Origin of the sequence: Flavobacterium sp. KACC 22763 (genome assembly GCF_028736155.1) — a bacterium.
In the GTDB taxonomy this organism is placed as follows: Bacteria; Bacteroidota; Bacteroidia; order Flavobacteriales; family Flavobacteriaceae; genus Flavobacterium.
Genome location: NZ_CP117879.1, coordinates 5225727 through 5243973, shown reverse-complemented (window position 1 = coordinate 5243973; position 18247 = coordinate 5225727). Strand labels below are relative to the sequence as shown.

Annotated in this window: 17 protein-coding genes and 1 tRNA gene; 10 read left to right on the top strand and 8 right to left on the bottom strand. The window is 32.2% G+C overall.

All coding sequences use genetic code 11. The features are described 5' to 3' along the window. The first annotated feature begins 124 nt into the window (after positions 1–124). The 9 genes from PQ463_RS22120 to PQ463_RS22080 all read left to right on the top strand — a co-directional run bounded on the left by PQ463_RS22120 (position 125) and on the right by PQ463_RS22080 (position 7693). Entirely contained in the window at positions 125–589 is a 465-nt protein-coding gene (locus PQ463_RS22120) for a hypothetical protein (RefSeq protein WP_274255520.1), read from the top strand. Positions 590–1213: 624 nt separating this feature from the next. Next, positions 1214–2461 (top strand): TMEM143 family protein, encoded by a 1248-nt coding sequence (locus tag PQ463_RS22115; RefSeq protein WP_274255519.1) that lies wholly within the window; start codon positions 1214–1216, stop codon positions 2459–2461. 75 nt (positions 2462–2536) lie between these two features. Further along, positions 2537–4087, top strand: a complete 1551-nt coding sequence (locus PQ463_RS22110; RefSeq protein WP_274255518.1) for a T9SS type A sorting domain-containing protein — start codon at positions 2537–2539, stop codon at positions 4085–4087. Between the two features lie 74 nt (positions 4088–4161). Next, positions 4162–4680 (top strand): DUF2199 domain-containing protein, encoded by a 519-nt coding sequence (locus PQ463_RS22105; RefSeq protein WP_274255517.1) that lies wholly within the window; start codon positions 4162–4164, stop codon positions 4678–4680. A 45-nt stretch (positions 4681–4725) separates the two neighbouring features. Next, the gene (locus PQ463_RS22100) at positions 4726–5190 is read left to right on the top strand and encodes an Mpo1 family 2-hydroxy fatty acid dioxygenase (RefSeq protein WP_274255516.1); all 465 of its coding nucleotides are present in this window, start codon (positions 4726–4728) and stop codon (positions 5188–5190) included. Between the two features lie 102 nt (positions 5191–5292). After that, positions 5293–5799: a hypothetical protein gene (locus PQ463_RS22095; protein ID WP_274255515.1), complete on the top strand. Its 507-nt coding sequence runs from the start codon at positions 5293–5295 to the stop codon at positions 5797–5799. 115 nt (positions 5800–5914) lie between these two features. After that, the gene (locus PQ463_RS22090; RefSeq protein WP_274255514.1) at positions 5915–6772 is read left to right on the top strand and encodes a tol-pal system YbgF family protein; all 858 of its coding nucleotides are present in this window, start codon (positions 5915–5917) and stop codon (positions 6770–6772) included. Between the two features lie 39 nt (positions 6773–6811). Continuing rightward, a complete protein-coding gene (locus PQ463_RS22085; RefSeq protein WP_274255513.1) occupies positions 6812–6997 on the top strand; it encodes a hypothetical protein in 186 nt (61 codons plus the stop codon). A 147-nt stretch (positions 6998–7144) separates the two neighbouring features. Next, positions 7145–7693, top strand: a complete 549-nt coding sequence (locus tag PQ463_RS22080) for a GNAT family N-acetyltransferase (RefSeq protein ID WP_274255512.1) — start codon at positions 7145–7147, stop codon at positions 7691–7693. 117 nt (positions 7694–7810) lie between these two features. On the opposite strand, the gene PQ463_RS22075 is transcribed toward PQ463_RS22080, so the two are convergent. Then, positions 7811–8734 carry a helix-turn-helix domain-containing protein gene (locus tag PQ463_RS22075; RefSeq protein ID WP_274255511.1) on the bottom strand — a complete coding sequence of 308 codons (924 nt, stop codon included), beginning with the start codon at positions 8732–8734 and terminating at the stop codon, positions 7811–7813. Between the two features lie 730 nt (positions 8735–9464). Continuing rightward, positions 9465–10406 carry an AraC family transcriptional regulator gene (locus PQ463_RS22070; protein WP_274255509.1) on the bottom strand — a complete coding sequence of 314 codons (942 nt, stop codon included), beginning with the start codon at positions 10404–10406 and terminating at the stop codon, positions 9465–9467. A 458-nt stretch (positions 10407–10864) separates the two neighbouring features. Here PQ463_RS22070 and PQ463_RS22065 point away from each other — a divergent pair, with 458 nt between their 5' ends. After that, entirely contained in the window at positions 10865–11677 is an 813-nt protein-coding gene (locus PQ463_RS22065) for a hypothetical protein (RefSeq protein WP_274255508.1), read from the top strand. Positions 11678–11836: 159 nt separating this feature from the next. Here the strand turns inward: PQ463_RS22065 and PQ463_RS22060 are convergent. The 6 genes from PQ463_RS22060 to murC all read right to left on the bottom strand — a co-directional run bounded on the left by PQ463_RS22060 (position 11837) and on the right by murC (position 18229). Then, positions 11837–11910, bottom strand: a tRNA-Arg gene (locus PQ463_RS22060). A gap of 121 nt (positions 11911–12031) precedes the next feature. Beyond that, positions 12032–12481, bottom strand: coding sequence for a GatB/YqeY domain-containing protein (locus PQ463_RS22055; RefSeq protein ID WP_198854339.1), 450 nt, complete (start codon positions 12479–12481; stop codon positions 12032–12034). Positions 12482–12680: 199 nt separating this feature from the next. Beyond that, positions 12681–14678 (bottom strand): cell division protein FtsZ, encoded by a 1998-nt coding sequence (ftsZ, locus tag PQ463_RS22050; RefSeq protein WP_274255507.1) that lies wholly within the window; start codon positions 14676–14678, stop codon positions 12681–12683. Positions 14679–14757: 79 nt separating this feature from the next. Then, the gene (ftsA, locus tag PQ463_RS22045; protein WP_274255506.1) at positions 14758–16164 is read right to left on the bottom strand and encodes a cell division protein FtsA; all 1407 of its coding nucleotides are present in this window, start codon (positions 16162–16164) and stop codon (positions 14758–14760) included. A 6-nt stretch (positions 16165–16170) separates the two neighbouring features. Further along, the gene (locus PQ463_RS22040; RefSeq protein WP_111422786.1) at positions 16171–16893 is read right to left on the bottom strand and encodes a cell division protein FtsQ/DivIB; all 723 of its coding nucleotides are present in this window, start codon (positions 16891–16893) and stop codon (positions 16171–16173) included. After that, entirely contained in the window at positions 16880–18229 is a 1350-nt protein-coding gene (gene murC / locus PQ463_RS22035) for a UDP-N-acetylmuramate--L-alanine ligase (protein WP_274255505.1), read from the bottom strand. The genes PQ463_RS22040 and murC overlap by 14 nt, the downstream gene beginning before the upstream one ends. Between the last annotated feature and the right edge of the window lie 18 nt (positions 18230–18247).

Below are 18247 nucleotides of genomic sequence, written 5' to 3'. Positions count from 1 at the left end.
CAGCAATTACTCAAAATTGAAATTTTGTTAATTCTTTTCTTAAAAAAAATGGCAAACTAAGAAACTTTTCTTACTTAATTATTTAAATTCGCGCCAACCGAACCACTAAGCCCCTAAAACACCAATGAACATTTTTAATTTTTTTAGAAGATCAGATACAAAATGTCCGAGATGTCTTGGAAAAAGATTTGTTGATTGGGATGATATCCGCCGTTTAAATCGCCAGTTAAAATGGAGTCCTGCACCATGCGCATACTGCGATGCAACAGGAAGAGTCCCCAAAGAAATGCTTTCGAAAGTTGCTGTTGACTGCATGTATCTCACAATAGATTTGCCAGAATCTGTAATCGAAAAAATAAAAGAAGGTGATCTCGAAACCATTGAAAAAGGAAAACAGCGCGAACTTTTTGTAGACCATCTTATACAATATGCAGAGCATCATTACCTTACTCAAAATCTAGATGCCGAAAGCATTGCTAATTTATATTTGGAATTCGAAGCAGAAAAAGCTCCTTTTGCCGTTACCAAAGAAGAATTAATAAAATATATCCAAGGCGTAATCGAATTAAAGAAATCTGCATTACAATAACCTTTGCACCCCAACTACTCGAAATCTTTAACCGTTTACAAAAACAGGTATAAATACCCATAGTCATCACTTAATTTTAAACTAATATTGTTACTAATAATTTTTAGTTTAGGCAAGGTTTTCTAATAGAGAGCTTTTTAATTTTTTGTCACTTTTTTTTTGGAACACAAAGTGGGATTTCAAATCGCTGGTACCGATTAGAAATTTCACTTTTTTTGTTTCCCTATCCAACCGCTTATTTTACCGCAAAGAGCGCAAAGGGTTACGCAAAGTTCGCTACGTTTTTTTTAAGAAGTTTGTAAGGACACAATGCCTTGCGAACTTTTACGTTTTTATTAAGTTTCCTCATTAAAAATTCTTAGCGCTCTTTACGTTAAAAAACATTAACCGCAAAGTGCGCTAAGTTTATCTCTCGCAGATTTAGCAGATCTAAGAGATTTTGTTTTATCTGCTTAATCTGCAAAATCTGCGGAAAAATTATGTTGCCACAAAGCTTTGCGAACTTTGCGATTTTATTCAGTCTTGTATTAAAAATTCTTAGCGCACTTTGCGGTAAAAAAACATCGCGTTTAAAGCCTAAAGCCGTATTTTTGTCCTCTGTAAAAGCCACGAAATTAAGTCCGCATGACTAGAGAACATTATATTCCGTTTAACAAAGAATTTTTACTGGAACAGCAAATTTCTGCCTTTGCTGAAAATCCGCAAAAGGTTGATGATTTTAAAAAGTTATTCGAAATTATCGAACATTATTATCATTACGAATCTTTTAATCTTAACCGAAATTTAAAACAGCATTACGCGCTCTACGATCCGGATTTAAGCGAAAAAGAACGTGAGCAGTTTATCAATAAAAGCAATTTCCCAGTTTTTAAAGAAACGTTGCTAAAAGTTCTCGAACGTGGCAATTACTATAGAATTAATCAGAAAGCTTTAAACGACGCTTTTAACGAATCTGATTTGATCGGATTGAACCTTTCTATCGATTTTAATGCTTTTAAAGATTTCGAACTCTATGCACGCGGCCATCATAAAGCGAAAGAAAAAGTCAAAAAATACTTTTTCTGGACCAAAGAAGTCGAAATTGAATATTATGATCGAGTGCTCATTTATCTTAATTACAGCGATGCAGATTACCTGAGAGAAAAGAAAGTCAAATTAGGAAAAATGCCAATCGATCCAGGATCTATTGCATTAAAAATCTTTAAACGTGTTCCTAAAAACGATCTTGAAACCATTTTTCCGAATGCCATTCCGAAAATGTCTCTAAAGGACAAATTACTGCTTTGGGTCCCAGGTGTTTTTGGTGGACTTTCATTATTAAGTGCCAAAGTAATTCCGGCCTTGATCAATATGTATGAAGCCTATCAAACAGGCGAAACCATCGATTTATTAAACAGCAAAACCTCCTTAAATCAAGGTTTAATCGCATTGGGGATTTTAGGAGCATATTGTTTCCGTCAATACAATAACTTCATAAATAAGAAGATCAGATATTCCAAGACACTTTCTGATAGTTTGTATTTTAAAAATGTCGGGAACAACAGCGGTGCCTTTTATTCTTTATTAAATTCTTCTGAAGAAGAAGCTTTAAAAGAAACCATTCTAGCTTATACTTTTTTACACGAAAGTGAATATTCTTTAACAGCACAAGAACTAGACAATCAAATTGAATCTTGGTTTCAAACCAAACTAAATACCGATTTGGATTTTGATGTGAATGATGCTTTATTAAAATTAAAAAGCATTGGCCTCGGAATAGAAACTAATGGAAAATGGAACGTGATTCCGTTAAACCAAGCGCTTGTTGCCATAGATGAACTTTGGGATAATGTTTTTGAATATAATCAGAAAAGCTTAAATTATTTTGAGTAAAAGGAATCGAAAAAATGTGGTTTGTCGTAATTATCAAAATAATAAAATTTGTTTCTTTGTCGAAAACAAAAAAGTATGAAAAGAACTTTACTTTACACTTTATTTCTATTATTTACTTTCTCTCTTTACTCGCAACCAACTATTCAATGGCAAAAGTCAATTGGGGGAACAAAAAATGACTTTGGCAGAAAAATCATTAAAACTTCAGATGGTGGTTATATTTCTGCAGGTTATACTATGTCAAATGACAAAGATATAATCAATAATCATGGCAATACTGATATAATTGTTATTAAACTTAGTAGTACCGGAACTATTCAATGGCAAAAAACTTATGGAGGAAGTAATTCCGACACAGCATCAGCAATTCAACAAACTTTGGATGGTGGTTACATTATAGCAGGAACCACTTCATCGAATGATGGAGATGTTACAGGTTATAAAGGAGGATACAGTGATTACTGGATAATTAAAATTTCAAATGACGGCACAATTGAATGGCAAAAATGTTTTGGCGGTACAAATACTGATAGTGGAAGTGATGTACAACAAACCGCAGATGGCGGATATATTGTATGTGGAAGCGCCTCTTCAAATGATGGTGACGTTTCTGGAAATCACATGGGCAATGGTGCTAGCACTGATTATTGGGTTGTTAAATTAACAAATACAGGATCTATTATGTGGCAAAAATGTTATGGCAGTAATTACGAAGAAATTTTACATTCGATAAAACTAACTTCTGATGGAGGATTTATTCTAAATGGAGAAACTTCTGGTAACGGCGGAGACGTTACTGGATTTAAAGGAGAGGTAGATTATTGGGTCGTTAAAATAAATAGTAGTGGTGTATTAGAATGGCAAAAAGCACTTGGAGGAAGCAAGTCAGATTATGGAGTTGACATTATACAAAATTCTAAAGGAAACTACATTGCTGTTGGTTATATAGCTTCTACTGATCGAGACGTTACCAATTCATATGATAATGGTGATGCTTGGATCGTAGAGCTAAGTTCTACAGGAAATATAATTTGGCAAAAATCGATAGGCGGAACAGGAAGCGATTATTTATATTCTGTCAACCAAACTACCGATGGAGGCTACATTCTTGCTGGAGATACATCTTCAAATGATTTTGATGCTACTGGACATCATGGCACTTCTTTTAATTTTGATTTTTGGATCGTCAAATTATCAAATAATGGAAATGTCGAATGGAGCAAATCTTTAGGAGGATCTGCTACTGATACAGCTAGTATGGTAAATGAAACAAGCAGTGGAAATTATATAGCTGCAGGGTATTCCTACTCTAGTGATGGCGATCTAACAATCAATAATGGGGAAAGCGATATATGGATAGTAAATCTGGGAAATAATTTAAGCATACCTAATAGAAACACTAATCCAGTTTTAAGTTTTTTTCCTAATCCAACAAAAGAGTTTATTAATTTACATGTTGATCCAAGTTTAATGGGTGCTTTCTATAAAATATATGATCAATCATCAAAATTGGTTAAAACTGACACAATACAAACGGAGAATTCTACCATTCAGATTAATAACCTCCCAAACGGAATTTACTATATAAAGGTTTTAGATTCTACTTTTAAGATTATTAAAAATTAATTTCTAATCGAAAAACACAAAACGCAATTTTACAAATTGCGTTTTTTTATTATACTATTAAATTTTCCTTTTAAATGAAATCAAGCTACAAATGTTCCTGCTGCGGAGAAGTTTTTGACGAAATGCCTTTATGTTTCGGCAACGAATTTCCTGCTTATTATTTTACAATTCCGCCCGAAGAAAGAGAACAAAGAATTGAATATGGAGGAAGCTGGTGTTATGTTGATGAAGAACATTTTTTTCATCGCGGAAGATTAACCATTCCGATAATCGATTATCATGAAGATTTGATTTTTAATGTCTGGACTACGATAAGCGAAGATAATTTCTGCCTTAGAATGGATTTATGGGAAGATTCAAATAGAATTAATCAAGAGCCTTATTTTGGCTGGATGCAGACTGATGTTCCCACTTACGGCAAAACCATATCTCTAAAATCAATCGCCATTGAACAAGATTTAGGATTAATTCCTGAAATAAAACTGATTGAAGAAAACCATCCCTTGACCCTAGATCAGGAAAACGGAATTACCTTGGAAAAAGCCATTTCGATTGTAGATGAAATAATGAAAATACAGCACGGTAAAAGCTAAAAGAAATTTTATTAGATTTACGCATCTAACCTTAAAACCACAAAAATGAGAACATTAGATCAATGGTTTGCAGAATATGCCGTAAGTCACCAAAACCCGACCAATAAAGCGATTCATTACATTTGCGTTCCCGCAATTTTCTTTTCTATTGTTGGATTGTTAATGAGTATTCCGAGCGGAATTATTGCCAACACTTTAAACCTAAATTTACCTATTGTCGAAAACTGGGCTTTTGTAGTTCTACTTTTTGTTTTGGTTTTCTACATTAGATTATCAGTTGCAATGGCAATTAAAATTGCTTTGTTCTCGGGAATCTGCTTAATCTTAAATTATTATATCGGACAAGTTGTACCGTTGTGGGCATTCTCAATAGGCGTTTTTATTATTGCTTGGATCGGACAATTTTACGGACATAATATTGAAGGCAAAAAACCTTCTTTCTTAAAAGATCTTCAGTTTTTATTGATTGGCCCTGCTTGGGTTGTTGAGAATTTGTTTTCTAGGAAATAAATCGTTTCAAAATAATATTGCAATATTAACGAATAATTAAAAATAAGGATTATCTTATTTTTTGAAATAAAAATGTACTTTTGATATACCAAAAATAAAATCATGATAGAGTTAATCTGGGGAATACTAAATCTTGTACTGTCTTTAGGACTTCTTATTTTTTGCGCAAAAAAAGCAGCAGAGATTCGTAAAAAAGTTAGCTTATCCGTTGCCATTCTCTTTTCTTTTTTTGCTTTATCCTTTATGACAAGACCTGGTAATGAACAAAAAGATAAAAAATTTGAATTTGAAAATAGGGAAACCGAAAAACAACCTTCAAATCGCAATACCTATCTTTCAAAAATTACTCTTGAAGATGATCTCTTATCAAAAATCGAATTGTACGTTATATGCGATGGCGAAAATGCTCGTTCAGCATTGATTCCAAGAACTGGATATTCTTTTGGCACAGAATGGTCTACACAGTACATTACTATAAATAAAACAGAAAAGAAAAACACCTTTCAATATCAAGCTGGAGGAACTAGAAAATGGATACTTCTTGGCATTGACATATATTCAGAGTATAAAGAATTTAGCGGAATGAGCGAATTTAAACACACTTTCTAACGTTCTTTAAATCCTAAATCAATTCTAAAAAAATAAAGGACAAGGAAGAATTTATCTTTTTTGTCCTTTTCATTTAAAAAACATTTCCAAACAGTTTAAAAACTTAATCTATAAAATGAGAAAATCCTTGACTGTAATTGCTTCTGTAATTTTACTTTCCTCATGCAAACAAACAGACACTAAAAACGTTCAGAACAAAGAGACAACAAAAAAAGACAGCATTAAAGTTGAAAATACTACGCAAACAGAACAATCAAATTCTGATTTGCTAGAACAATTTTCTAAAAATAAAAATGAAGTTATTCGTAAATTAAAAACACTTTCTAATAAAGAAGCCAATGCTTTGTATGAAAAATATTCTGAAGAAAATACCGCTTTAGTACAGCAAATAGCCGAAAAAGAAGCTGGAGTATTGGATAAATTCTACAATGAAGATGAGGCCAATAAAAAAGCTGTTAAGCTTTTGGGCGAAAAACTTTCTAAACACCAACTTGAGTTTTCTGAAATTGGTGAAGGATACGTTGAAATAGAACCCGTTCATGATTTTTACTATCAAATTTTTAAAAACTACGTTACGCGTGATTATAAAGATTATTTGTATTTAATAAGTGAAGAAAGCAAATCGCTTTATTCTGCAGATGCTGGACTTGTTATCTCTTTTAAAGATTTGGGAGACAGAATAATTTCATGGGAAAATTTCATGACCAAATATCCTGATTCAAATTTGATTGCATCTGTAAAAGAGCAATACAAAAATTACCAGATGGATTATCTTGTTGGTCAAGACAATACACCAACTGCGGAAAGAGCAACAGATGAAAACTATATTTACCCAGAAAATATTCAGGAATTCAACCGATTCATGAAAAAATATCCAAAAAGCCCAACTGTTCCTCTAATCAACTTGTTTATGGAGAACTTTAAGAGCGAGAGTATTTTTGATCTATTAAGAGCTGAACAGGATAAACTATAAATCTGAACCAAAAAATATTTAACAACCAACAATCTAATTATGGAAAATAAAAACCAACCTATTACATTCGTCTTTTGGATAGTAGCCATCATTTTGGGCGTAACCTTATATAAGCAATTTGATTTTAAAAATTTAAAATTTGAGAATCCGGCAATGGCAGTTATTTATAGCATTGTCTTTGTATTTTCGGTTTATTACATCATTAAAAATTCTAAAAAGAAATAAAATGTAATTAATAATAAACCTCTAAAAGTTTATAAGATATATCTGCTAAATATTGATTAATATGTCTGATGTTTTCAGTAGTATTAACTCATTAGTGTCAAGCAAAAGCCAAAATTTCGCCTAAAAAATGAATTAAAAAAATACAGAATGGAATTGAATTTTAAAGATTTCCCTAAACTGATTACCGAAAGATTAGTATTAAGAAACATTGAAAACACTGATGTTGCTTTAATACATAAATTACATTCTGATGCAATTGTAAATGCTTTTGTTGGAAGAGAAAATTCATCAAGCTTAAAAAAAGCAGAAGAATATATAATCAAAATGCAAAATTTAATTGCAAGAAATGAATGCATTTATTGGGTTATAACAGAAAAAGGAAATAACAACCTAATTGGTTCAGTTTGTTTATGGAATTTTGATATTGAAAATGAAATTGTAGAAATAGGATATGAAATGTTGAGTGAATTTCAAGGCAAAGGAATAATGTCCGAAGCAATCAACAAAATAATAGAATATGCGTTTGAAAAAATAAAAGCAAAAATAATAACTGCTTTCCCCTCTTCTGACAATATTAATTCTGTATCAATATTAAAGAAAATGAACTTTGAACTGGAGAATGAAAAATATAATAATACCCATGAGAATGTAAAAAATCTGGTAACTTACACTTTTAGAAACAGTAAAAATCAATAACTAGAAGAGAATCTTAAAATCATCGAACCATAGAAAAGCCTGCAAAATATACTTTCTGCAGGCTCTTTTATTTTTTATTAACCTCGATTGTCTGAAATATTCACATCAGTGATTATTCTATTGTTTGTCAATATCTTCTAATATTGAAATTCCGGTCAAATTTGCCTGGTTGTTTTTTAAAAATGCGTAAGTAATTTTGTCAACTTTACAATTAATAAATTGAACTTTTTTAAATCTATCATTATACTTAAAAAAAGTGTTTAAAATTGTCGCGTCCTGAAATTTAACTCCATAGAAGGAACAATTTTCAAAATGACAGTCTTCAAAAGCTCCTGTGAATACAATATTACTAATGCTTGATTTGCAAAATTTCGTAAACTTCCATACGACATCATTTACAATACTGCTCTCTAAGTTTGATTCTAGAATTTCTGCACCCGAAAAGTCTGCTTCAGAAAAATTACATTTTTCAATATTACTTTTAAAAATATTAGCATCAATAAAATAGCAGTTGTTAAACTGATTGTTTGAAAGATTAGAAGACTGGATTTTGGTGTTTCTAATGTCCGAATTAGAGAAATCGCACGCTTCAATATTGTTTTTTCCCAGAATTAATCCAGATAAATCAGATTTTATAAACTTGCAGTTCTTCATATTTGAAGAGCTAAATTTTTCCTTTAAGTTTTTTAAACCCGAAAAATCAGCATCAATCCAATTACCTTGCGACATATCCCAATTCCAGTCAAATTTTTCACTTGGATTGTTTTTTGCGCGCTCTCCTGTTTCTTTAGAAATCTTTTCAATAAATGGTGCTGCATTTTTTTCTGTCTGAAAACTATCGGAGAAATAGTTAAGGTCGACACCCAGAATTTCCGCAAGTCGGTTTAATGTCGTGATATCCGGCATAGATTCGCCACGCTCCCATTTGCCAACTGCTTGAGGACTTATAGATACCTTTTGTGCAAGTTCAGCTTGTGAAAGATTTACTTTCTTTCTTGCTGCGACAATTTTATTGCCAATTGATTGTGAATTTAGCATCATAATTTTTGTGTATTTGTGATGTCACAAAGTTATTTTGTCCACTAGTCCTGATGCAAAAAATAGCATCTACCTTTAGTTGCTTTTACGCTACTTTCAGTTGTATTCTGGCAACTAATAGTTGTTTTTGTGTTTTTTTGCTTATTTGAGTCAATTATGCATCTTCATTAAAAATTATTTTAGCTGAATATGATTTTTCTTTTATGAATATCTTACCAATAAAAAGAACGCAATTGTAAATAATTAATTACAGAGGTTTAAGCTTTAAATTAGCGAGCTTAAATCAGCAATAACTCACTCATAAACAAATATATCATTATTATTTTTACTACAAATTTAATGTACTAATAAAAAACGGAGATCGTTTAAGTAGTTATGGTATTACTTAAAACGAAAAAATCTTGACAGCGTTTAAACCTGAATTCTACGTAAATGCAGACTATATTAAAATTAGATAATTTCTAAATCGATTTTCAAACCATAAAAAAAATCTGAGAATCTACATTCTCAGATTTTTAAATTTTATTGTGACATTGACGGTGCAGGCTTCGAATCGTTACTAGAAGAGCTAAGGATTTTAAATGGCTGCTTAATCTAATGCCTATTTTCTATTTAAGTAACATCTTAGTTTAAGTACTTTGATATAATATTTAAAAATAATTTATTCTAAAATTAAATCGCAAACCAATTCCCGTAAGAGAAAATGAGATCTTAAATGACAATTTCATAATTATCACAGTAATTTTATTGGTATATAAATATCAATAATATGATGATTTTCGGGATGTAATTTAGGATCATTTAAATGACTTAAGAAGAAATTTCTATTATCTGGCTGATACCCATTTTCTTCAAACCATACTTCGTAAATATAATTCCATGTTTTAAAGCATTCTGACATTGGCGCTTCTTTATGGAAAATAGCATACAATCCGCCACTTATTGTCGTATTGCCAATTATCCCTTCTCCTATTATTTTTTCAGGAACAGACAAACAAACATCTGCTTGAAGCATTCCTTCTAAATTAGCATTACTCCTATAGACGGTTAACGCTTTTGTTTCAGGAAAATTCACCAAATTTCTCGGAGAAGCCCAACTAAAAAGCTGTTTAAACATATCTTCAAATGTCTCGCTATCATGTTTGTGAATATTCAGATTTCGAATATAAATAACATTAAATGCATCCAGTTTTTTGACTTCAAAATCAAGTTTCATAGTTTCACTCATTTCAATATTTTTTAAATTATTTAATTTGAGTGCAAGGTAGTTTTCGATTTCGGACTGCATTTTTCCAATATTGCTATCTATTATACCAATATTGCTATTTTTATACAACTTCCGCCATTCAGAAGGTGTTTGCTGTTTAACTTCACGAAAAGCTCTTGAAAAGGATGAAATACTTAAAAAACCACAATCAGTTGCTATTTCGCTAATTGTTTTGGAAGGATTGTTCATTAAGAAGAATAAAGCTCTTTCAATTTTTGCATTTTTAATAAAATCATTAATTGTTTTTCCTGTAACTGACTTAAAAATTCTATGAAAATGAAATTTTGAAAAATTCGAAAGAACAGCCAATTGCTCTAAAGAAAGTTCTTCATGAAGATTTTCTTTAATATAATCTATACTCTTATTGATTCTAAAATAATACTCTTTAATAGATTCTTCTTTTGTCATGCTTTTGGATCTATATTTCGTTTCGACTAAAGATTCATGATGTGTAAACCAATATTGAAACCAAAGTTAAGAATGTATTTTTCAACCACAAAAAAGCCTGAGAATATTGATTCTCAGGCTTTCAATTTTTTTAGTGACCTTGGCGGTACAGAATTCGAACCATTTATTGGAAGATCTAAAGATTTTGAGTAAAATCTAAATTTTAGATTTAATGAAAATTCATATTTATTTCAAATCTTATCTCTTATTAATAAAACAATTACGAAGTATTTTTTTATAGCACTTTAGATTTCATTTTCATTAATTATTAACGAAGTATTAAGTTCATTTGATGCGTTACAAAGAATTATCAATATATTTGATTTAAAATTAAGTACTGCGTTATAGAGCATATCTATCCGAAATGGGGATGACTTATATGACTATGTCATACACATATACAAGTTAGTGGTAATTTTATGAACATATACAAAAGATATAAACTAGCAAAAGAAGATTTCCATAAACATAAGAAAGGAAGTCTATATAATGCCACAAAGAGTGCAGAATCTCTCTTCGATATTATGTACGAACTTGAAAATTATAGCAAAGATCAAAATCAAAGTTATCTACTTGCTAAAATTTATTATGAATTAGGCTGGAAATGGGAATGTAGAAAATTTATTAAAACCCATTTATCCTCAAACAAATTAAATTACTTAAATAAGTTGAAATGGAAATATCTATTAAATAAAGTCGAAGATTTATTTAAAGTGAGTCATTATGAATTAATTGAATATAGAGATTTAAGAACTGCTAAAAAAAGAAATCTACCCCAAACATTATTGAGAAACGACTTTATATTTAATGAGGAAGTATATTTTATTATAGTAAGTATAAAATCAGACTTTAATGATATAATATTGTTAAATAAAAAAGTATTAAATGAAGAGGTTGAATTTAGTATAGAAAAAGAAAGTAGCATTATTAAATTTATTGAAAAAACAAACTCGCATTTATCTTGGATAAATAATTCCCATAAAGATTTAATTAATTATTACAATGAAAATTATCAACAAATTTTGAGTAGCATAGGCCGTTTAGACTATGGTAAGGCTAACGATGAATGGTATGATGGATTAAGAGTCGATAGTGTAGGCTTTCATTATAATAGTAATGAGAAGTTAGAAGGTTTTTATACAATTTATGATTATTATAATATGAATTCTGGATTTCATATTGACACTTTAGATAATTCAATTGTAGATCTATATTATAATACTGATTTATAAAAAATATAACCTATTAGCAAAAACGATGTACCTGACGGGGTTCGAAACTAAATTGCTTGTAAACACTGACCTTTGTAAAAATAAAAAAATATCGCAACGATTTTCAAACCATAAAAAAGCCTGCAAAATATACACTTTGCAGGCTTTCAAATTTTATAGTGACCCCGGAGGGGTTCGAACCCCCAACCCTCAGAGCCGAAATCTGATATTCTATCCAGTTGAACTACGAGGTCAAAAAATATTTAAATTTTCAATTTTTAAAATCCCAAATTCCAAGTTTAGTATTGGAATTTGGAATTTATATATTGATCTTTCCAATTTGGAATTTGGAATTTCTTTATTGGAACTTAAAAATTACGACAGTAATTTTTTCACAATTGTAGAAATGGTCTTTCCTTCAGCAGTTCCGCCTAATTGAGCAGATGCTAATCCCATTACTTTACCCATTGAAGCAATTCCAGAAGCTCCTGTTTCAGCAATGATTTTTGCAATTACAGCTTCTACTTCTTCTTCGCTTAATTGAGCTGGCAAAAACTTCTCGATTACAGCAACTTGAGCCAATTCTGGTTCTGCTAAATCTGGACGGTTTTGCTCTGTAAAGATTCTTGCGCTCTCTTTACGAGTTTTAACCAATCTCTGAAGTAATTTAATTTCTTCATCTTCTGATAAATCTTCTTTAGATCCTGAAGCAGTTGAAGCCAATAATAATTCAGATTTAACAGCTCTTAAAGCTTCTAAAGCTACTGTATCTTTTGCTTTCATGGCCGTTTTAATTTCGTCCATGATTTGTGTTTGTAAACTCATGTTTATATTTTATTTGAATAAGCGAGTGCTTATTAATTGATATATTAATTTAACCCTTCGACTTCGCTCAGGGTGAAAACAAGATTCACTTTAAAAACCTATTTAGGAAGTCAAATTCTGAAATTCTGTGCGAAGATAAAAAAAATAACCCGAAAATTAAATCCAATTTTCGGGTTACCTAATATTATGATTCTAAAAATTAATCTACGTTATCGTGCAAAAATGAATTGTTTGAACGTAATTGTAAATCATTATTACTGTCTGTTCCAACAGAGATTCTAGAATTAGTATTATTAGACTGAGAATTAGACAAATCTATTCCTAATCTTTTGTAAGCTGGCTCTTTTTCCAACTCATCAATTCTAGAAACATTGTTGTGGAATTTATAGTTAAATTCTTTTAGTTTCTTTCTTCTTTCTTCTGCTCTTAAACGCAATGTTTCTTCAATAGTTAATTCTAAAGGAGAAACTTCAGAAGTTGTTGAAATATCAGGCTGACTTGCAAAATCAACTCTTTGTTTCAATGTAATATTTAATTCTTCTGGAATTGTAGGCTCAACTACTTTTTCAACTGGTTTAGAAGCTAATAAATCATTTTCAACTTCCATATATTCCTCTAAAGAATATTTAATAATTCCGTTGTCTGAAACTTCAGTTACAGGAACAAATTGTACTGGATCGTTTACTTTAATATCACGAGTTTCATTTGTCAATTCAAACAAAACTCTATTATCCTCAACAACTGGCTCTCTTTTTACAGGCTCTTGCTTAAACAAAGGAAGATCAAAAGAGAAAGCTGTTTGTTCTTCTTTTTCGAAAACTCTTTGTTGTTGCACTGGCTGGAATGGCTGTTGTTGCTGTACTTGCTGAACTTGTTGAACAGCTGGTACCTCAGGAGATGAAATTGTAAAATCGATATCTGTAATTGGTGAAACAATTTCGAAAGTTACATCTAGATTTTTGATAAACTCAGACATCACCACTAACTCTTCCTGATTCATTGCTGGAGCAACAGCTTGTGCAGTTGGAGTAAAGGTTTCATCATCGTCAATTAAATCAAAAACAACTTTATCTTCCACTTTTGCTGTCGGTGTATCAACAGTTAGGTCAAAAGAAGCAAGTGGTTTGTTTGTTAAATTATGAACACTTCTCTGCTCATCTTCTAACGTATGAATGATTTTCTTTGGCTCTGTATTTACAATTTCATTTTGTTGTTCTACATCAAAACCTGTAGCAATAATAGTTACAGCAATAGCCTCACCAAGAGTTTCGTCTTCACCAACCCCCATAATGATATTTGCATTGTAACCAGCTTCATCTTGAATGTGGTCGTTGATTTCTCCAATTTCGTCAAGAGTGATCTCATTAGTTCCAGAAACGATAAGCAACAATACGTTTTTGGCACCCGTAATTTTATTGTCATTTAACAATGGAGAATCTAACGCTGAAACAATAGCATCTTTAGCTCTGTTGTCGCCTTCAGCCACAGAAGATCCCATGATCGCAGTTCCGCTGTTAGCCAAAACAGTTTTTGCGTCACGTAAATCGATATTTTGAGTATAGTGGTGCGTAATTACTTCAGCAATACCTCTAGAGGCTGTTGCCAAAACTTCATCCGCTTTAGAGAATCCAGCTTTAAAGCCAAGATTTCCGTATACTTCTCTTAATTTATTGTTGTTGATTACAATTAAAGAATCGACCTGCTTACGCAATTTCTCAATTCCAATAATTGCCTGTTCCTGACGCACTTTCCCTTCAAATTGAAACGGAATTGTCACGATACCAACTGTTAATATTTCTCTTTCTTTTGCTAATTGAGCAATTACCGGAGCTGCACCAGTTCCAGTTCCTCCACCCATACCAGCAGTAATGAATACCATCTTAGTATTTTTATCCAACATTTTTTCAATATCCGAAATACTTTCGATTGCCGACTGCTGTCCAACGTCTGGGTTTGCTCCTGCTCCTAGCCCTTCAGTTAAATTAACTCCTAACTGAATCTTATTGGGTACTGAACTATTTTGAAGCGCTTGCGAATCGGTATTACAAACGATAAAATCTACGCCTTTAATACCTTGTTTGAACATGTGGTTAATTGCGTTACTTCCGCCTCCACCTACACCTATTACTTTGATTACATTTGATTGATTTTTTGGTAAATCAAATGAAATACTTCCAAATTCTGAGTTGCTCATCATCTTTTTGGTTTTTTGAAATTCTTATTAAGTACATTTTTTACTTCTTGACTTGGGGCAAGAAATAATCCTTCTCTTTTTATTATTCTGCGTTGTCTAAAAATTCTTTGATTTTGTCGACATATCGATCAAAAAATGATCTTCTTATTTTGGTCTCAGTAGATTCATTTTTAGGCACCCTTTGACTTACGGTTTCTCTAGGTTCTTCAATGGTTTCTACTTTCTCAACGTAGTTTTCTTCAACTTCGTATCGCTGTACTGGCGGAGCAGTTCTGTAAACAATTTTTGGCTGTTCTTGAACCATTTCCATTCTAACCGCACTTTGCGAACTGTTTTCAATACTGTTCATTACTAATCCTACTGCAGTTGCAAATAACGGGCTAGAGATTTCTTCACTAGAGTTTCCTGCCAAATGCTCGTTCGGATAACCAATTCTAGTATCCATTCCTGTAATGTATTCTACCAGCTGTTTAATGTGCTTTAATTGTGCACCCCCACCTGTTAATACAATTCCAGCGATTAGTTTTTTACGAGGATCTTCGTGTCCGTAAGCTTTAATTTCTGCAAAAACCTGTTCTACAATTTCCACAACTCTTGCATGGATAATTTTAGATAAGTTTTTAAGCGAAATCTCTTTTGGCTCTCTTCCTCTTAAACCTGGAATAGAAACAATTTCATTGTCTTTATTTTCTCCTGGCCAAGCAGATCCGAATTTTATCTTTAAAAGCTCAGCTTGTTTTTCAATAATCGAACATCCTTCTTTGATATCATCTGTAATTACATTTCCTCCAAAAGGAATTACTGCTGTATGACGAATGATGCCATCTTTGAAAATAGCCAAATCTGTTGTTCCGCCTCCAATATCGATAAGCGCAACACCAGCTTCTTTTTCTTCCTGACTTAAAACAGCATCAGCCGAAGCTAAAGGCTCTAAGGTCAATCCAGACAATTCAATTCCTGAACTCTGAATACATCTTCCAACGTTTCTGATTGAAGATGCCTGCCCAACTACAACGTGAAAACTAGATTCTAATCTTCCGCCGTACATTCCGATTGGCTCTTTAATTTCAGATTGCCCATCGATTTTAAATTCTTGCGGTAAAACGTGAATAATTTCTTCTCCCGGTAACATCGCCAGTTTGTTTACCTGATCGATTAGGAGTTGAATATCTTTTTCGCCAATTACTTCTTCTGGATTATTTCTACTGATGTAATCGGTATGCTGAATACTTCTGATGTGCTGTCCGGCAATACCCACAACCACATCTTTGATTTTGTATCCTGAATTATTTTCTGCTTCGATTATCGCTTGCTGTATCGATTGAATCGTCTGCGTGATGTTGTTTACTACTCCTCTGGCAACTCCCAAACTTTTGGATTTACCAATACCCAAAATCTCCAACTTACCATATTCATTTTTTTTGCCAATCATGGCAACGATTTTGGTTGTTCCAATATCTAGACCTACTGCAATGTTATCTTTTTCCATTTTCTATTATTTAGTGCAAACTACTTGTTCCGTAAACCTAAGGTCAATTTTTTTGTATTTGTATAACGAACTATCTAAAACCGCTTTTTGAAAGAAAGCTTTATAGTTTCTAAATTTCTTATCAACATTCATCGTTCTGCCAAAATCTATGAAGTAATCATAGTTACGATTAAACATTTTTAAGCTTCCATTCGGCATAATCTCTATAGCAATGATGTTTTTTTTCAAAAACGCATCGTCATAAATTGTGCGAAATAAAGCTGCTAAATCTTCGTTATTTTTTGCATTTATTGCCCCTGAAACAAGAGGAACTCGCGCAGTGAAATTGTCCGACAAGGGCATTTTATTACCCTCATAGTCAATATAAAAAGAAGCGGCGCCATCATAAACTCTTGCTATGGGCGTCTTCTGTTTTACTACTGCTTTTAGAACTCCATCGATACTTACAAAAACATTTGACTTCTCAATCATCTCTTGCGTATCGAGGGTTTTCTCTATCTTATTCAAATCTACTTCATCTTTTCTAATACTGGAAGCGTCTCTTTTATTTTCTATCAACAATTTATTAACCGTTTCTGGCTTCACAAAAAGCGTATTTTCTCCTACAAAAACAACCATCGATTTTTTTAATTTCCGATCTCCATTTCGATGTTGCGCGAAGGAATATAGAAACAAAACCAGTCCGAAAATAAGTACTAATCTTATATTTGCCCAATTAAATATTTTCATTTAAAACCTTTTTAATTGACGGAACCATCTCTCCCAGATCACCAGCTCCAATTGTTACAATAATAGGTGCATCGCTGGCTTTGATTTCACCTAATAAATCTTCTTTTGCAACAATTTTTTTGTTCGAATTTGTCATTTTACCCAAAAGCCACTCAGAAGTCACTCCTTCCATAGGAAGCTCTCTTGCAGGGTAAATATCCATCAAAAACACTTCATCAAACTGCGATAAGCTTTCCGCAAATCCGTCAACGAAATCTCTTGTTCTGCTGAACAGGTGCGGTTGGAAAATCGCTAAAACTTTACGTCCTGGATATAATTCTCTAACTGCTTGATGAACAGCATTTATTTCTGTTGGATGGTGCGCATAATCATCAATATATACTAAATTTTCGCTCTTAATTTGATATGAAAAACGTCTTCTGATTCCGTTGAATGAAGCAATGGCTTTTGCAATAGAATCGGTCGGGGTGCCGAAAGTTTTAGCCATCGCAATAGCCATCAATCCATTCATTAAATTGTGTTTTCCAGGCAGTCCAAAACGTAAGTCCTTCATGATTTCTGACGGCGTTTGCACATCAAAAACATAAGCTCCATCTTCAATACGAACGTTATAAGCCTTATATACAGCATCTTCATTTATAGCACATTGAACACCGTCTAAAGGCAATTCTTTGGTTATAAAAAGATTGTTTTTATCTTCTACTTTTGAAGCAAACTCTCTAAACGAAGCTTGAATAGCATCGCTAGTTCCATAGATATCCAAATGATCTGCATCCATAGAAGTCACACAAGCGATATCTGGACGCAAATGCAAAAACGATCTGTCAAATTCGTCTGCTTCAACAACCGTTACGGTTTTTCCGCTTCCGATTAAATTAGAATTATAATTCTCAACAATTCCACCAATGAAAGCTGTTACATCAGCACCGCTTTGAAACAAAATATGCCCCAAAATACTTGACGTTGTAGTTTTTCCGTGTGTTCCGGCAACTGCAAAACAGAAAGTATCTCTACTTATAATTCCGAGAACTTCGGCACGTTTTTTAACCTCAAAATTTCTTTCAATAAAATAATTCCATTCTGAATGAGTTTTTGGAACCGCTGGTGTGTAGATTACCAGTGTATTCTCTACATAATAATCCGTTGGAATTAAATTTATATTATCTTCAAAATGAATATCAATACCACTTTCAATCAATTCACTAGTCAGCATAGAAGGTGTTTTGTCGTAACCTGAAACTTGTTTTCCAATAAACTTGAAATAACGAGCCAGAGCACTCATTCCGATTCCTCCGATACCAATAAAATAAACGTTTTGTATTTGATTTAAATTCATTTTCTTTATTTATAAAAA

Coding starts and splice junctions, on each gene's coding strand:
- PQ463_RS22080 (WP_274255512.1), top strand. CDS start 7,145: ATGGAATTGAATTTTAAAGATTTCCCTAAACTGATTACCGAAAGATTA.
- murC (WP_274255505.1), bottom strand. CDS start 18,229: ATGAATTTAAATCAAATACAAAACGTTTATTTTATTGGTATCGGAGGA.
- PQ463_RS22040 (WP_111422786.1), bottom strand. CDS start 16,893: ATGAAAATATTTAATTGGGCAAATATAAGATTAGTACTTATTTTCGGA.
- PQ463_RS22075 (WP_274255511.1), bottom strand. CDS start 8,734: ATGATGCTAAATTCACAATCAATTGGCAATAAAATTGTCGCAGCAAGA.
- PQ463_RS22090 (WP_274255514.1), top strand. CDS start 5,915: ATGAGAAAATCCTTGACTGTAATTGCTTCTGTAATTTTACTTTCCTCA.
- PQ463_RS22105 (WP_274255517.1), top strand. CDS start 4,162: ATGAAATCAAGCTACAAATGTTCCTGCTGCGGAGAAGTTTTTGACGAA.
- PQ463_RS22100 (WP_274255516.1), top strand. CDS start 4,726: ATGAGAACATTAGATCAATGGTTTGCAGAATATGCCGTAAGTCACCAA.
- PQ463_RS22095 (WP_274255515.1), top strand. CDS start 5,293: ATGATAGAGTTAATCTGGGGAATACTAAATCTTGTACTGTCTTTAGGA.
- PQ463_RS22070 (WP_274255509.1), bottom strand. CDS start 10,406: ATGACAAAAGAAGAATCTATTAAAGAGTATTATTTTAGAATCAATAAG.
- PQ463_RS22085 (WP_274255513.1), top strand. CDS start 6,812: ATGGAAAATAAAAACCAACCTATTACATTCGTCTTTTGGATAGTAGCC.
- PQ463_RS22120 (WP_274255520.1), top strand. CDS start 125: ATGAACATTTTTAATTTTTTTAGAAGATCAGATACAAAATGTCCGAGA.
- PQ463_RS22055 (WP_198854339.1), bottom strand. CDS start 12,481: ATGAGTTTACAAACACAAATCATGGACGAAATTAAAACGGCCATGAAA.
- ftsA (WP_274255506.1), bottom strand. CDS start 16,164: ATGGAAAAAGATAACATTGCAGTAGGTCTAGATATTGGAACAACCAAA.
- PQ463_RS22110 (WP_274255518.1), top strand. CDS start 2,537: ATGAAAAGAACTTTACTTTACACTTTATTTCTATTATTTACTTTCTCT.
- ftsZ (WP_274255507.1), bottom strand. CDS start 14,678: ATGATGAGCAACTCAGAATTTGGAAGTATTTCATTTGATTTACCAAAA.
- PQ463_RS22115 (WP_274255519.1), top strand. CDS start 1,214: ATGACTAGAGAACATTATATTCCGTTTAACAAAGAATTTTTACTGGAA.
- PQ463_RS22065 (WP_274255508.1), top strand. CDS start 10,865: ATGAACATATACAAAAGATATAAACTAGCAAAAGAAGATTTCCATAAA.